This is a genomic window from Bradyrhizobium macuxiense (assembly GCF_007993935.1).
GTDB lineage: Bacteria > Pseudomonadota > Alphaproteobacteria > Rhizobiales > Xanthobacteraceae > Bradyrhizobium > Bradyrhizobium macuxiense_A.
In genome coordinates, this window is the sequence record NZ_VITY01000022.1 from 21,872 (window position 1) to 36,697 (window position 14,826).

General features: G+C 58.6%; 14 protein-coding genes. 6 read left to right on the forward strand and 8 right to left on the reverse strand.

The window, feature by feature from the left end:
• The first annotated feature begins 117 nt into the window (after positions 1–117).
• The 6 genes from FBZ93_RS37910 (at position 118) to FBZ93_RS37935 (ending at position 5,988) form a co-directional block, all read left to right on the forward strand.
• Positions 118–327 carry a hypothetical protein gene (locus FBZ93_RS37910; protein ID WP_146992660.1) on the forward strand — a complete coding sequence of 70 codons (210 nt, stop codon included), beginning with the start codon at positions 118–120 and terminating at the stop codon, positions 325–327.
• A 930-nt stretch (positions 328–1,257) separates the two neighbouring features.
• Complete coding sequence (locus FBZ93_RS37915) at positions 1,258–2,466, forward strand: pyridoxal phosphate-dependent aminotransferase (protein WP_146992661.1); 1,209 nt, start codon at positions 1,258–1,260, stop codon at positions 2,464–2,466.
• 24 nt (positions 2,467–2,490) lie between these two features.
• Positions 2,491–3,297, forward strand: coding sequence for a CDP-alcohol phosphatidyltransferase family protein (locus tag FBZ93_RS37920; protein WP_246667814.1), 807 nt, complete (start codon positions 2,491–2,493; stop codon positions 3,295–3,297).
• Positions 3,298–3,350: 53 nt separating this feature from the next.
• Positions 3,351–4,505 (forward strand): PLP-dependent aminotransferase family protein, encoded by a 1,155-nt coding sequence (locus FBZ93_RS37925; protein WP_146992663.1) that lies wholly within the window; start codon positions 3,351–3,353, stop codon positions 4,503–4,505.
• Positions 4,502–5,020 carry a GNAT family N-acetyltransferase gene (locus FBZ93_RS37930; protein WP_146992666.1) on the forward strand — a complete coding sequence of 173 codons (519 nt, stop codon included), beginning with the start codon at positions 4,502–4,504 and terminating at the stop codon, positions 5,018–5,020. Before FBZ93_RS37925 ends, FBZ93_RS37930 begins: the two co-directional genes overlap by 4 nt.
• A gap of 137 nt (positions 5,021–5,157) precedes the next feature.
• The gene (locus FBZ93_RS37935; RefSeq protein ID WP_146992667.1) at positions 5,158–5,988 is read left to right on the forward strand and encodes a class I SAM-dependent methyltransferase; all 831 of its coding nucleotides are present in this window, start codon (positions 5,158–5,160) and stop codon (positions 5,986–5,988) included.
• 139 nt (positions 5,989–6,127) lie between these two features.
• Here the strand turns inward: FBZ93_RS37935 and FBZ93_RS37940 are convergent, their stop codons facing one another.
• From FBZ93_RS37940 to FBZ93_RS37975, 8 genes are all read right to left on the reverse strand, one after another.
• A complete protein-coding gene (locus tag FBZ93_RS37940; protein WP_146992669.1) occupies positions 6,128–7,261 on the reverse strand; it encodes a hypothetical protein in 1,134 nt (377 codons plus the stop codon).
• A 620-nt stretch (positions 7,262–7,881) separates the two neighbouring features.
• Positions 7,882–8,994 (reverse strand): IS110 family transposase, encoded by a 1,113-nt coding sequence (locus FBZ93_RS37945; protein ID WP_146992671.1) that lies wholly within the window; start codon positions 8,992–8,994, stop codon positions 7,882–7,884.
• Between the two features lie 110 nt (positions 8,995–9,104).
• Complete coding sequence (locus FBZ93_RS37950) at positions 9,105–10,373, reverse strand: extracellular solute-binding protein (protein ID WP_146992673.1); 1,269 nt, start codon at positions 10,371–10,373, stop codon at positions 9,105–9,107.
• Positions 10,374–10,466: 93 nt separating this feature from the next.
• Entirely contained in the window at positions 10,467–11,954 is a 1,488-nt protein-coding gene (locus tag FBZ93_RS37955; protein ID WP_146992675.1) for an alkaline phosphatase family protein, read from the reverse strand.
• A gap of 645 nt (positions 11,955–12,599) precedes the next feature.
• A complete protein-coding gene (locus FBZ93_RS37960; protein WP_146992677.1) occupies positions 12,600–13,352 on the reverse strand; it encodes an energy transducer TonB in 753 nt (250 codons plus the stop codon).
• 13 nt (positions 13,353–13,365) lie between these two features.
• Positions 13,366–13,761: an ExbD/TolR family protein gene (locus FBZ93_RS37965; protein ID WP_146992679.1), complete on the reverse strand. Its 396-nt coding sequence runs from the start codon at positions 13,759–13,761 to the stop codon at positions 13,366–13,368.
• Positions 13,762–13,764: 3 nt separating this feature from the next.
• Positions 13,765–14,448 (reverse strand): MotA/TolQ/ExbB proton channel family protein, encoded by a 684-nt coding sequence (locus tag FBZ93_RS37970; protein WP_146992681.1) that lies wholly within the window; start codon positions 14,446–14,448, stop codon positions 13,765–13,767.
• Between the two features lie 27 nt (positions 14,449–14,475).
• A complete protein-coding gene (locus FBZ93_RS37975; RefSeq protein ID WP_146992683.1) occupies positions 14,476–14,667 on the reverse strand; it encodes a hypothetical protein in 192 nt (63 codons plus the stop codon).
• Positions 14,668–14,826: the final 159 nt, after the last annotated feature.

Consider the following 14,826-nt stretch of genomic DNA (forward strand, 5'->3'; position numbering starts at 1 on the left):
GACTGTCAGTGGTGTCCGGCTCGCTGTCCCCGATCACGATCCGCTGGAAATAGCGATCACGATCCCGTGGAATTGGCGATCACAATCCCCTGGAAACAGTGATCACGATGCTCTGGAATGAGTGATCACGATGGCCTGGAATTGGTGATCACGATCCTCTGGAACGCGCAACTGCCGGAGGTCCTCTATCTTTCCGCAAACCATTTCTCGATCTGTCGGAGCATTGAGCTGGTGATGGGCGGGGCCGGGCAGACCACCTCGGTGGCGTGCCGCAGCTCGCACGAAGAAGCGCGGCTCGGATGTTGTGAAACCGGGGAGGAGCCTTGATTGGTTCGGTGTCCCATTTACGGAGCCGTCTTGTCCGCTGTTATTGTGATCCAGCTCAGCTACGCTCGCCCTCTCACCCTGAGACTGCGACCGCGCGCAGGGTCGTAATCCTTCCTTTGCGCGGCCCTCAGCAACTTGGGATGCGGCAAGACGCAATTTTGGCGCCGAGGCTTCTGAGCGGATGGTGAGTTGACATGACCGGTCCCGGTATTGAAGCGAGCACGCGTCGACCGAGACATTCCCGGAAGCATCGACGAGGCCGCGGGAGCGACATTGCGAGTTGCTCATAGATGTAGGCGTGCCTGCGTAACGTCTCCCTCAACCGAGCTGTCGTCAAATGTGCAAGATGGCGACCCGCCCCCTTCCACGTCAGTGACCAAATATATCGCTGCTTCGGCGCCAGCGGCGCTGACACCGTCTCCGAACGAATGCGAGATCACCATTTCAGGGGATCCAACGACGCGCGAAAGACTGAAAAATCCTGCTTAATGCAGAGCGACCTTCGCGATCGGCTCATTGACTAGGCCGAACGGACGCGTCTTCCGAGCTCCTGCAACCTAGCGATCCGAGTCTCACGATCGTAATCACGGTCGCCGCAGCTCGAACGCCACTTCTATATTTGACGTGCAAGCATTTGAGCTGCCGTCAACTACCAACGCTAGCGATTGATCTAGATGACAGAAGCATGTCACAGATTTGCTGGTGAGGCTTCGCGCTCGTCAAAACGTCACTTGGAGGTGTTCGGCAATGCAACGTTAACGTTTCTCGCCAAGGGCCCCGGTCGAAGCGCTGGGCGTCGCCCTAGCCAAAATGATGGGCGCTCATCTCTACAGGTGAACTTGGCGGCATCGTCGGGGTTGAGACCGCCTAGCGGCTGCCAAGCTGTTCGGATCACCTTAAAACGCGACAATCAGCTCAGGGGTAGCGCAAATGTTGGCGAAACGGATGTCTTTGCTTGCTGATTCGGGTACTGCCGCTGCCCGGGAAGCTGCCACGGCGGCTGTCGCGACGGGACGCCAGATCATCGACCTGGCGTCCGGTGAAGTCATCATCGAGCCACCGTCATCCGTGCGCGAAGGCGCGATCGCTGCCATCAATGCTGGGACGAGCCGCTATACCGATTCCATCGGCCTGATGCCGCTTCGCAAGGCTGTCGCCGAGAAGCTGTCAGCGCAAACAGGCCTCAGCTGGAATGCGGATGAAATTGCTATCACTGCGGGTGCAAAGCAAGGCCTGCTCGACGCTGCCTTGGCCGTGCTCGATCCGGGTGACGAGGCTATTATCATCCGCCCCTGCTGGCCGACATTCCCGTATCAGGTCCTTCTCGCCGGCGCAAAGCCCGCCTTCGTTGATGCTCACTCCCCGACATATGTTCCCGATATGGACGCAATCCGCGCTGCTGTCACCCCGCGCACGAAGGTCATTATCATCAACTCGCCGAACAATCCGACCGGCGCAGTCTATGATAGAACGACCCTTCAAGCTATCGGCGATCTCGCAATCAACTATAAGCTCTGGATCGTTTCCGACGAATGCTACTCCAGCTTCGTATTCACCGGTACACGCCATGAGTCGATCGTCATGACGCATCCCGGCGTACGTTCACGGACAATCCTGGTCAATGCCTTCTCTAAGGAACTGGTGATCACCGGTTGGCGCCTGGGCTACTTGGCGGCACCCTCGGAGATCGTTTCTGCCGCTAAGAAATTGCAGAGCCATACGACCTCGAACGCTAATGTGATCGCGCAGCACGCGATCCTACACCACCTTCAAGTTGGTGACGGAAGCTTTGAACGAGAGATGCATCAGCGCCTTTCCGTGGCTCGCAACAAGGGTCTTCTCCTTCTTTCTGGTCTACATGACGTGGCTACGCCGGGCGCGAAAGGCTCGTTCTTCCTCTATCTCGATCTGAGTAGGCTTGTTTCCGCTCAGCCAGCTACCGGTCGCCTTCGATCGACCGACGACGTTGCACGATTGCTTCTGGACGAAGCCGGTGTGGCATCCGTTGCCGGCAGCACCTTTGGCGACGTAAATGGCCTTCGTCTCTCCTTCGGCGCTACCCCAGACCTGCTGGAGCTCGGACTGAAACGGGTAGTCGAGACTCTGAACAGTCTGAAGACCAGGAGACCCGCCGCCTAAACCTCACCAGAAGGAGACCTTGAAATGCTCAATAGTATGCGGGCCGCGATGCTTGCCGCAGGAACGACGGCGCATCGCAGCGATATCCGCCGGTTTGATAACGATAGCGAAGATCATGTGCGCCTGGCGGAGGAGATTTTCACACCGCCGATGGGCCGCGCACTTCCCACGGTAACGTCAATATCGCTGGCAGCAGGGAGCAAGGCGATGATCGAATATCTGCGCGACTATGCAAATGCTATAACCGCCCTCGCCTATCTATTTGCCGTCATCGGCTTGTTTCTGGCTCTAAACGGCAAGATAGAGCTAGGCGTTGCGGCAATGCTCTGGACCTGGTTTCTGGATCATTGGGACGGGCATGTTGCTCGCAACACCAGCCATGTTCGCCGTCCAGGTGTTGCGGAATTCGGAAAGAGCTTTGATGGCTTTGCCGACTTCTTTCACGGGGTCGTCTTCCCGGCTGCGGTGATCATACTTATCAGTCGAGGAACTGTCCTGTCGCTCCTGGCTAGTTTACTTCTCATTTTAGCGGGTGCCATCAGACTCAGCTATTTCGAGAATGTGGGTCTTACTACCGACGCTCGGTTCATGGGTATCCCCGTTTCGTACGATACGCCGCTTCTTGCGGTTCTCCTGCTTGCACGTCCGCAACTCCCTGACGATGTCTTTCCGATCATCGTGGCGATCGCCTTTATCCTGCTTGCACTGCTTCATGTCGCGACTGAGATACGGGTTCCGGCCATTCGAGGTACCGCAGTCCCGATCGCCACCGCCTTCGCGATCGCGGGCTCTATCGCTTTGGTGATGATTTCCCAATCCGGCCTTCAATAATGGGATCAGAAGCCAACTCATAAGCTTGTGACCACCGAGAGCGAAATGACGACGTGAATAAGATTGGGCAAATGCAACCTGTGTCACCCAAAGCGATACCGATCGATTTTAGCCGGAACTTTCCGCCTCCCAGCCCCGTGGTTCAACGCGCTTTGACGGAGGCATTCGCCGATCTTGGACGTGCAAATATCGCGGATGCCATTCGCTTTCCGCGCTTCACAGGAACTGTAGGCGACCGAGAAGCGGGAGCAACGTGGCTTAGTCAACGGCTTGGCCAGAAGCCGAATGCGGAGCGTGTCGTACTCGCAAACGGCTCACAGAGCATTCTGGCGATGTTAATGGCTCGGTTCGTCAAACCCGGCGGTGTCCTTCTAACGGAAGAGCTGACCTATCCAGCAATCAAGCCACTTTCGAGCCTATTCGGCATCGGGCTCCGCGGTGTGTCGATGGATGTCGAGGGGATTGATCCGGAAAGTCTTGACAAAGCCTGCATCGAGCTGGGCAACGATGCCCGGGCGCTCTATTGCATGCCCACACTGCATAACCCAACGTCTGCAACGATGTCTGAGGCAAGGCGCGACGACATTGCGGCAGTGGCTCGCCGATATGATCTTTGGCTCTTTGAGGATGATATATACGGCGTGCTGCCAGAAGAGGCTCCTCCTCCACTTTCTCTCTATGCGGCCGAGCGGAGCTGGTACATTTTAGGACTTAGCAAATCTCTCGCCGCGCAGCTTCGGGTGGCTTATGTCGTCGGGCCAAATTCCGACATCTCGCAAGATGTTTTTTGGCCGGGAGTGCGGACCACGAATTGGATGGTCGCCCCGTTGGTGGCGGAGGTCTCATCTCATTGGCTCACGAATGGGATCGGCACAGAAATACTGCGAACGGTGCGAGCAGAAACCTTGAGACGCCGGGCCGTTGCTGCGTCGATGTTACCCCGGGTCGAGATATCCCCAAGCGACTTCAATTATCATCTTTGGATCGACTTGCCCGACACATGGCCGCTTAACCTGTTTGTCAAGGCGACTCTTGAAGCTGGAGTAGCTGTCGGGCCCGGCAATTCATTCGCCGTTAACAATCAAAAAGGCGACCGCAAATTTCGGATTGGTCTGGGCGTGCCGCAGGATCAAGGCGAACTTGTTTGCGGATTGAAGGTAATTGCATCACTTCTTGATGCGCCCTCGGATCAGGAGTTGCAGCAATGAAGGGCCAATTACCCCAAGCCCGCGCAACAGGCCAGTTCCCAACCAACGATACCGACCTGCACGTTTGCCTGATTTCCGAAGAAGCAGGCCTTGATCTCCGGACTTCGGAATTGGCACCCGCACCTCCGAAACCAGTGCCCGCCTATCCTGACGCCAAGGCCCTGTTTCACGTCGGCGCCTACTATGGATCGGTCTTGGCGTCCGTCGGTACGTTTACGCTCGAAGACATGGACTCGGATCAGGGAAGTCAGTCATCCGGCCGCAGCTGGAGAATTCGTGGAATGGCAACGGCAACAGAATTTCGTCGCCTTGGGTTTGCCAGTGCGGTACTCGACCATGGTCTACGTGAAATCCGCCAGCGTGGTGGGCTACTTGTATGGTGCAACGGGCGAACAACGGCAAGCTCCTTCTACCGATATCACAAATTCGAACAGATGGGCGGCGAGAGGCAGTTGCCGGACCTTCAACCCCATTTCCGCTTCAGACGAGTCATCGAACAGTCCCGTCACCCCTAATCCGTTAAGCTAGCACCGGTCCCGCAGGCTACTACTCCTTTCAGGTTTAGCTCAGTACGCAGAAGTTAGCCTGCGCTGTGTAAGTCCCTCCTTGGATCGGTGTCGAAGCGAACGAAAACTTTCTTTGGAGCACTCAGATGGCGACAGACGTTTCAACACAATCCGCTGGATACGAACATTATCAGACGCTTGGCGAGCACTATGACAATGAACGGCCGGGTTATCCTATCAGCGCAGTTCATAAGATTGCAGCACAGGCTCTGCCGTTGCGTCAGTTTTCCCGCCGAGTAGTCGACGCCGGCTGCGGGACGGGCATCTTCACACGAATGCTGGCCGATGCGCTCGACCGGTCTTTTGAAGTCATTGGCCTAGAGCCAAGCTCGACCATGATCGAGCGCGCTATTGAAGTAACAAAGACTATTCGGCCAATTCGATTCGTCCAATCTCCGGCCGAGCAGCTTCCGTTCAGCGATCGAAGCGTTGGGTTGATAACGGCTGCTGGTGCGGCACAACTCTTCGATCGAATGCGCTTCTACGTAGAAGCGCACCGCGTCCTGGTAGATAATGGTGTCCTTGCAATATTGCAGAACAAGCGGCGACATGAGGGCGGCTTCTTCCGATCCTTCGAGCTGTTCCTCGAAACGTTCGTCCCCGGCTATCGAACAGGCACATACGCGGATGCTCAGGGCGGACACTCGGTCGCCAACTTCGATGCTGAGCTTGCCTCAGATAATCGATTTTCAACGGTCATGGTACAGAAATGGGACTGGCCAAGGACTTTCACCACCCAGAGCTTTGAGGCATTCGCTTCATCCACAATCCAACTCAAAATGGCACGGGCCGCACACGGTAACGAGACCATCATCAACGAGCTACGGTCGATCTTGTCCCGTCATTGTGATGCCTGTGGGGCCATAGATGTGACCTACAGCACCGAACTTACAACTGCAGTGCGGACTACGCAGTAACGGTATCCAGTCGTCCAGACCGCTAATTCGGAGCAGGCAAGGCTTGGTGGCCAACGACGTTGCTTCACATGCGTTGGCGGCGTTCGCGAAGCGTAGGACATCGGGGTTCGAGCGGGGGTCCGCTACAGCGCGAAACCCACTATAGTGGAAGCGCTGTTTTCGCAACGTCGGGGCCACTGAGTGTGGTGAAAAAAGCTTCAAGGCGTTGCACCTCGTCACGAAGCTCGAGGAGATGAGTCACGGTGGCTCTCGCGCCACGAGCTCCGACAAAGAAGAAATGCCCGCCCGGCAGATGTCTGGTCAGACGTCGCGGCGCTTCGACAACGCAGGCGCGCAAGCGTACCCAGTCATGGATAGAGAGTTGGGATGGCGCCAATTTTGGCAGGACATTGTGTAGTAGACCCTTGATCGTGATGCCTCCCCAGATCGCCTCATCCGCCAAGGCGTGCCGATAGTCCAGCGCATCCACTGGAATGATTGCCGCGCATATCGGATAGTCGTCGCCGGAAAAGACGCATGCCGCGCGAAATGCGCGAGAAAGGTCTTGCGGCTGTTCGCCTTCAAAAACCGGGTCGATCTCGGGCCCCCACAGTCCCGACGGGGCATTCGTGCGATAAAGATCCCGGAAGGCTTCTGGCTCGACGATGCTGCGCCCTTCCATCTGCGCGATCGTGGAAAGTTCTTCCAGCCAGCGCTGGTCTCTCACGGAACCATCCCGCTTTCCAGCCGAAAGATTCCAAAGCCCGTTCGACAGAAGGCTCTCGGGTGGCGTCAACCCACCGTCGATCCGCGGGTATGGCGGAGTCGCGCAGAAGGAGACGAAGAATTCAAGCGCGTGGCCGCGAAGGCGCAGTGCACGGGTCAAGGCAAAAACCAACTTGCCGCCCATACTCCAGCCGCAGGCGATGATCGGACGTTTACCGCTTTCACCCACTGTTTCCGTTACAAGTCCTGCTAGCGCCGATGCCCATTCCTCTAGTCGGAGGTCCGGCTTCCGTGTTGCGAGCACCGGGTGGTCGCCAGGGTAGGTAGCGGTGACCAGCCCCCACCCTTGTCTGTCGAGCCAGTAGTCGAGGAAGTCGCTCGCCTCGCCCCGTGGATGACCGTAGACGATGCGCGCCAGGACGCCGCCACCTGTGAGGAAAAGCACGAGCGGCTTCTTGACATCTCCCGGTCTGCAATATGCCAAGAGCGGGACGTCTTCGATCTTCGAGCAACGCTCACGTGGAAAAAAGGTAGATCGATCGTTTCTGGACTGGTGCCGCGAATTCATGCAGAGCCTCGCCTTGAAGCGTTGGTCTTACGCATCGTATGCCCGAACGATGGCATCAAGGACGAACTCGAACGTCTCACGATCCGGCGCCGTGTGCTCACGTTGGGGGGATGAGAGTTTCAAAACCCGCACTGCTACGGCTAGATGACACCTATTGAATAATTAGATATGAACTCACGCAATATGCGATGATCGCGCCGCACCCGCGCCTCCAGATCGACGTAGCTGAACAGTTCGCCCGTTGGATTGTCGCCGCCGCGCACGCACCATCTCCGAATCTCGTCGGAACCAATGAATCACGGCCACCGGTCGTCGGCGAGCGCCTTTTTCAACAGCCTGCTCTCATGTTTGCTGTCAAGGGACTCGATCAAGCGGAGCCGCTTCCGGCTGAGCGCCCGGACGCTGGACTTCGAAGGTACCCACGGTAGGAGGCAGGGCCAAAAACGACGGTTGATCAAGCTCTCATGCGCGGGTTGGGTACCGCATGACCGTGGTTTCGTCTTGGGGCTGCCTCGGTCTAGGGGGCGAGCGTCGGCAATGCCGGCTCATAACAGGCCACGAGGATTCCCCACCGCGCCCTGCCTCCTGCCCTGGGCACCGATATGGTCGAGCAGCGCTCTTCAGGCGGCTGGCCTGAGTCGTACTTGACGTGTGATCGCCCACAGGAAGCCGACCATCTCGCGTGCAATGGCGGTGGTGACGATCACCTTGGGTTTGCCGGCCGCCGACAAGCGGCGATAGCGGGCGCACAGCCTGACCTGAGCCTTCCAGGCGATATCGCGGATAGCTTGAGGCAGCCGCTCGTTACGGTCATGGAGCTTGCGACTGACGCGGGCTTGCATGCGATAAGTCCATGCCCCCTCGATCAGAGCCCGCCTGGCCAGAGCATTGCCAGCCTTGGTGATGCCGCCGCGTCGGATGGTTGCGCCGCTCGAATGCTCCGATGGCACGAGGCCGAGAAAGGCCATCAACTGGCGGGGATTGTCGAAGCGGGAGAAGTCGCCGACCTCGGCAACCACCGTCACGGCAACGATGAAGGCGACGCCGCGCATGGCCTGCACGGCCTCTACGAATGGCGTCATCGACCATTGTGGCGCCAGCTCCTCGATCCGCGTGGTCAAGCAGTCCACACGGGCCTCAGCGTCGGTCACGGCATGAATGTAGTCCTGCAGAACGATTTGGCTCGCCGGGTGATCGAAGCGCACCGTGGTGAGCCAGCGACGATAAGCCAGAGTCCATCCCTTCTTCCCGGCATAGATGCGCCCATGTCGCAGCAGGAAGCCTTGGAGATGTTGCCGCGCCTTGCCGAGCACACGCATCGCCGTGGCGCGGGCTCTCACCAAGTCGCGCATGGCCTCATGCGCCGCATCCGGAACCCACACCGCTGTCAGCTCGCCGCTCCGGTGCAGCCTGGCCAGCATCGCCGCATCGCGCCGGTCGGTTTTTACCCGATCCCCGGCCTTCATCGGGATCAGCGAGGGGGCCACCACGATGCAGTTGTGCCCCAGCCCCGTCAGCTGCCGATGCAGGCCATATCCGCAGGGGCCGGCTTCGTAACAAAAACTTACCTGCCGGTCACCCTTGCCAAGCTTCTTCGCCAGCTTGTCGATGTGATCGGCGCGATTAGGGATGATCCCCAAGTTACGAACTTCCCCGCCGCGCATCGCTTCAGACACTGCAACCGAAATCGTCGCCTTGTGCACATCCAGCCCCACGAAAATGCTATCGTTCATCAGGCCCGCTCCCCATGCTTGAGGCTCGGCGCCGGACCATCCGGCGCAACCCTCGATAGGAGCTTGCCGCGGGGCGGGCCGCCCGTCACCTCAGAGGGCAAACATAGGGTCTAGAGCAGCTTTCGAGTTTGTTCAGCCATTTCAGCCAACGCTTGTTTCGGCTCAGATCGTTGGGTGACCACTTTGCGCATCTCTTCGGACATCATGTCGGCGATCTTCACTGTATTGTTAGTTGGAAACGAAAACTGATCACCGGTGATGGGCAGCCGCTCGACGATCGAGCGGTGATACGGATTTTCCGCGAAATACTGCTTAAGGAACTTCGGATCATTCAGCGTGATCATGTTGATGGGCAAATATCCGGTATGCTTGGCCAGGATGGCCTGACCATCGGGGCCCGTCGCGAAACTGATGAAATCCCAGACACGCCTCTGTCGCTCCAAATCCTTGGCGAACATGAAGAAGCCGTGGCCTGCTCCGACGAGCCGCCCATTCGGACTCGGGACAGGCAACTGCCCCACCTGCAATTCGAATTGGCCTGATGCCGCCTTCGCAACCGAGTTGATGCCGCTGGCAGTTCGAATATGAACGCCGCTAATTCCAGAGTTGAAAGCCTGACGAGCTTGGTCCAGCGTCATATCGGAATTGCTGGTCCGGCCGAACTTGGCTAGGATCTCGAGCGTCAGCAGTCCCTCATACCCATTGAAAGCAATATCCGTTTGCTCTGCGTTCATCACGCGCCCGCCAAGCGTTCCGAGTATGTTCTGAAACATCCAAGCGTTCGTGGCTGTATACTCGACATATCCGCCGTTGACCTTTCCGCCGAGGGATGCCACCTGCTTTCCAATTTGGATGATCTCGTCCCACGACTCCGGCAACTCCGGCTTCGAGAACCCCGCCCGCTTCAAAAGGTTCATGTTGTAGTAGACGACCGGAATGGTCGTTCCGAACGGCAGTGAATAGTTCTTTCCCCTCACCAAGGTTGCATCGATCAACGGGCGGGAAAGTCCCATCATCGAAAGCCTTTCAACACCTCCTGAAAATTCATCGAGTGGTTGTGAGATTTCGCGCTTGGCGAGGATCGGAGTATAGGCAAGCGACTGCCACGTAGCGTCTGGCAAGTCGCCAATTATTGCTCCGCGAAACGTGTTTTGTAAGAGTGGGTCCCAGCCTTCGCCATTTGCGATGAATTCCACCTCAGTCCCAGGGTGCTTCCCGGAGAACCTCTGGCCTAACTCGGCCAGCATCTTCGCATAGGGCGGTGCCCCATGGCTAATCTTCAGCCTTACGTTATTCGCAGCACGGCTGATTGCTGGAATTGCGAGTAGACCGATCGCGGAAGCGCCGGCCCGAAGCAGTGTTCTACGTGCATTACGCATCAAGTGATCTCCTGAAAGCTTATTTATTTGCACCGACGGTCGTTCCTGAATTGGCTTCTTGAGGGCGCCAGGGGAGCGCTCGCGTCACGAGTGTCAGCTCTCTGCCGTTCCGCTCTCAACGTAGGTGGTGTCGTCTACCGTGACTCGACGAAGAACCTGTCCGTAGCTACCGAGTCGTGCCTCGAAGATTTCGCCTCGAAAGGCAAGTTCAGCGCTCGCTGTTGGGCGTACAAGCTCGCCAAGCACCCGTCCACTCATCGTTGGCGGCGCGTGAACGCCAAGCAGATGGAGGATCGTCGGCGTCACGTCGCAAATTCCCGACGGCGAGAAAGATACGGATCCAATATTTGGAAAAGCTGATCCAGCGACAATGCACACTGCTGCGAGTTCTTTCGGATGCAGCCCGCCGTGAAGCCCGAGGCCGGACCGGCGATCATTGTCGTAGAAGGTGCCGCCTAGGAGGCCGAAGGAGTCGATAGTATCGTCGGCGCGGAAAGAAAAAGCAACGTCCGGCGCTCGGACATGATTGGCGAACACGAGACGGTTCGAGAGACTTCCGGCCGCGATTCCGTTGACCTCGTCCTTCGCACGCGTGAACACCGGCCCGCACCACGGCTCGGACGTGATAATCGCAACCAACCGGGCGATCTTCGCCTCTTGCGGATCGGCGAGATAGAGAGCGCCGACCTGGCCCGGCACAACCACCACGTCAACATCGGAAGCCGGCGCGAGGCCGGGACTGAAACCGGCCGCACGCAGGCTGTCGGCCACCGACACGCGCGTATGGCCAGTGATATGGCCATGGTCCGAGATCGCAAAAATCTGAACGCCGGCCCGCCTTCCCTCCGTGTCCCACCAGTCGAGCACACGGCCAAACTGGCGGTCACAATGGGCGATGACGGACCGCGTCGCCTCAGCACCTGTGCCGTGGAAATGCGAGGTGACGTCTGGCTCGCCATAGGAAAGGATAGTGACATCAGGATGATGTTTCGGCCAGACGACGTCGAGGAAGGCCGACGTGATCCAATCTTGCCCGATACGGTCTGGCTCCGTCTTTGGCTGAGCAGGAGTCAATGGACTGACACGTGCTTCAATCTCGTCGAGCAGATCGTTCGGCGTGCAGGCCTCGCGGAAATGACCCGAGAGGCGGACATGGCCGAAATCTTCAGCCTTATGGTGGAAAAGCCGGGTCGTACCCGGCGTGTTGGTGGCGAGCACGGCGAGGCACCGTCCGCTCGCTGCCAAGATTTCGCCGAGCGAGGGAGCCGAGTAAAGCCGGCCGCCGCTCTCGATATCGAGCCGACGCAGCAAAACCGCGTCAGAGGTATCGATGTAGCGCGATGGTGTGACGGCCCGATCGATGTATTTGTTACCGACCATGCCGTGCCGATCCGACGTGGCGCCGGTGACAAGGCTGGGGAAAGCTGAACGGGTCTCGCTCGGATAGACGGTGCGATGGTTCTCGAGCGTCACCCCGGCTGCTTTCAGACGCCAAAGATTGGGGGTCAGTTCCGGACTGATCAAGTCGGGACGTAGGCCGTCGAAGCTGACGATGAGAAAGCGGTGCTCGGACGCAGGCATCGTTATCATTCCAATCTAAGCAGTGGACAGGTACATCCAGGTGACAACGCGACACGGATCAGCTGCACCAGGATAAACTGACGCTATATGCGCTGCCGCCGTCCCCACCAAAGCAAACGTCCGCCGCTTTGCCGTCGTGGCCGCAGGCCTATGAGCAGCATGCCCATAAGCAGATCGCGGGCAGAACAACCGCAACTTTCCGAGCGTATTCGGGTGCTGTCAATGAACACGGATACCAACGTCGTTACTTCAACGTCTTCAACGTCCTCATCAGAACTTGCAGGAGCATCGCTATGAGCTTGCCTATTGCGTTTGGCCGCGTGCATGATGCGCGATAACTTAGCTCTGCATCCGCGCTGCCTTCTGCCTTGAGGTGGGCTCGCTGAATCCTGTACGCGTTGCGGCCTGCCGCGCTACGTCACAATTGTAAACGACAGGCCGAGCGGCGACTCTGTGGTCCGCTGATTCCCTCCGCGTCCGGCCGAACTCGATCTGTCCCCATGGATACTCAGTCGCAGTGTCACCAAAGAGATCGACGTGATCGTCTTGGGTTCTCGTGCGATGCAACTAAGCAACAGAAATGCGTCAGGCCATTGCAACGACGAAAGGCTAAACTGCAGCGTTCGCTCAATGCTATGCTCGCCATCACATCCCTCCTTTGAATTCGACGAAGATGCCGAGATGAAGCGTTCGGTGGCTCATCTCCGGCGGTGGTAGCGGATAGTGCGCGCTCCTGACCGTAGCTATTGCCGCCTGATCGAGAACCGGAGAGCCGCTTGATTGGGCCAAGCTGACCGCCGATACGCGTCCGTCCAGATAATCGAACGTCACGCGCGCGCGACCATGCTGGCCTGAGGCGCGCGCAGATGTCGGATAGATCAGCGCGCTTTCGACGGCTCGCCGGAGCTGGCCTTGAAAGCTCGACATCGCGGCCGCGCTCGGCGCCGCGCTAGCCGCTGCTTGTTGCTGCGCCGGGCGCGCGGCCGGTTTGCGATGGGCCTGCGGCGGCGGTTTCGGCGTCCGCAGCGCGGCCGGTGCCTCTGGCTTCGGAGGCGGTCGAGGAGCTTCCGGTGGCGGAGTCGTTTCCGGTTGCGGGGGAGTCGGTTCCGGCGGAACCTCCGTCGGCGGTGGAGGGATCAGCGGATCTTCAGGCGCCGGCGGAGCCTCAGAAACCATGGGAGGCGGATCTGCCGGCGCTTCGCTCGCCGTGGGCGCAACAGTCTCGAGCGAGATCTGCATCGTCGACGCTGCCGCCTCCTGCCGTGCCGGGTGCTGGGTCAACCAGCCCACGATGGCGAGAACACAGAGCCCCTCGACCAAGAGCGCAGCTGCAAACGAAACGGGCAGCGCGGAGCGCTCGTGTGGTGGGTTGAAATGATCGGCCGTCGCAATGCTCATAACTATTGTACCCCTACCGGGCATCCTTGGCCGCGAGTCCGACCTGGACGATGCCCGCCTTGCGACATGCATCCATGACAGCGAGCACATTCTGCAGCGTGGCGGTGCCCGCTCCCGCGATGGTGACGGCGGCCTTCTCGCGGTCGGGCTCGTTGGCCAATTTGGCCGCCAGCTCGTCGATGGACAATTTTTGGCCATCCGTCTCAATGCTGCCGTCGGTAAACAACGTGACGACGATCTTCGGGTGGGGCAGGTCTTGCGTGGTGCTGCTTTGAGGAAGTTGTGAGGCGATGCCCGTCGCGGGAATCATCCGCAGCGTGATCATGATGAAGAACACCAGCAGAAATAGCATGATGTCGATCATCGGGATGATTTCTATGCGGGCTTTCCGCATCTCCAGATAACGCATCGGTCAGTGTCCCACATTCGCGACAGGGTGGATCGCATGACCGGAAGTGCGCCTTTCCGCAGTTGTTACCCGGGGTGCGTCAAGGCGATTGACCATCGAAACCTTCAAGGTCTCGAGTTGATGGACGATGAGTCGCGTCCAGTTGTGCAGACTGTTGAAGCAGACGAGACCGATGATGGCGATGAGCAGCCCGCACGCCGTCGCGATCAGTGCCTCTCCCACGCCACCAGTAATCTGGGCGGGCGCACTGCCGGCGTCGCCGAGAACCGCAAACGCCTTGACCATGCCGGCGATGGTGCCGAGCAGGCCCAGCAGCGGTGCTAGCGTTACGATGGTGTCGAGCAGCCACAACCGGCTGTCCAGGCTGGGCACCTGCCAGAGGATCGCTTCCTCCAAGAGTTCCGACAACCGATGCGCATCCTTCAGCTCGGGATGCTGGAGCGGCACTTCCAGCAAGGCGCGGTGCGGCAACCGAGGCGATTTCTCGACGAGGTCTCCGAGCGACTTCCGGTCAAGATGGGCGAGTTTCGCAACGATGCGCGTCACGCGCTTTCCGTGGCGAATGGTTCGGCCGAGATACCAGAAGCGATCGATGATCACGGTGAGCGCGATGAGCAGCATAACGGCCATCACATAGAGAATGCCGTCGGACTGCGCCGCGAGCTCGGTAAGACGATCCAGAGTCATGTCTAATTCCTTCGATGATGATTGGCGTCAGAACTGCACAGTCAGGCTGCTGTAGATGTTCCAGCCAATCTGTGTGTAGTACGGCGGCGTCAGCGATACGGCGGAACGACCGGTAAGGTCTACGATCGAACGACTATCGAGGATGTTGTCGACTCCAAAGTTTGCGGTCACTGCGGCCAAATTAGGCAAGGGGATCTTGACCTTGTAGGTGACGGCCATGGCCATATCGAGCTGATTGCACGGTAATAGCGGCGGCTTTTCCCCGACATCGCCAAAGCGCCTGCCGACCCATTTGTCGGCCGATGCGCGTCCTTCAGCTCGGAATGATGCAGCGGCACTTTTAGCAAGGCACAGTGTGGCAGCCGTGGCGATTCCTCG

Bases quoted from the DNA above. Each gene is read 5' to 3' on its own strand.
- FBZ93_RS37910 (WP_146992660.1), top strand. From the start codon at position 118: ATGAGTGATCACGATGGCCTGGAATTGGTGATCACGATCCTCTGGAAC.
- FBZ93_RS37915 (WP_146992661.1), top strand. From the start codon at position 1,258: ATGTTGGCGAAACGGATGTCTTTGCTTGCTGATTCGGGTACTGCCGCT.
- FBZ93_RS37920 (WP_246667814.1), top strand. From the start codon at position 2,491: ATGCTCAATAGTATGCGGGCCGCGATGCTTGCCGCAGGAACGACGGCG.
- FBZ93_RS37930 (WP_146992666.1), top strand. From the start codon at position 4,502: ATGAAGGGCCAATTACCCCAAGCCCGCGCAACAGGCCAGTTCCCAACC.
- FBZ93_RS37935 (WP_146992667.1), top strand. From the start codon at position 5,158: ATGGCGACAGACGTTTCAACACAATCCGCTGGATACGAACATTATCAG.
- FBZ93_RS37940 (WP_146992669.1), bottom strand. From the start codon at position 7,261: ATGAATTCGCGGCACCAGTCCAGAAACGATCGATCTACCTTTTTTCCA.
- FBZ93_RS37945 (WP_146992671.1), bottom strand. From the start codon at position 8,994: ATGAACGATAGCATTTTCGTGGGGCTGGATGTGCACAAGGCGACGATT.
- FBZ93_RS37950 (WP_146992673.1), bottom strand. From the start codon at position 10,373: ATGCGTAATGCACGTAGAACACTGCTTCGGGCCGGCGCTTCCGCGATC.
- FBZ93_RS37955 (WP_146992675.1), bottom strand. From the start codon at position 11,954: ATGCCTGCGTCCGAGCACCGCTTTCTCATCGTCAGCTTCGACGGCCTA.
- FBZ93_RS37960 (WP_146992677.1), bottom strand. From the start codon at position 13,352: ATGAGCATTGCGACGGCCGATCATTTCAACCCACCACACGAGCGCTCC.
- FBZ93_RS37965 (WP_146992679.1), bottom strand. From the start codon at position 13,761: ATGCGTTATCTGGAGATGCGGAAAGCCCGCATAGAAATCATCCCGATG.
- FBZ93_RS37970 (WP_146992681.1), bottom strand. From the start codon at position 14,448: ATGACTCTGGATCGTCTTACCGAGCTCGCGGCGCAGTCCGACGGCATT.
- FBZ93_RS37975 (WP_146992683.1), bottom strand. From the start codon at position 14,667: ATGGCCGTCACCTACAAGGTCAAGATCCCCTTGCCTAATTTGGCCGCA.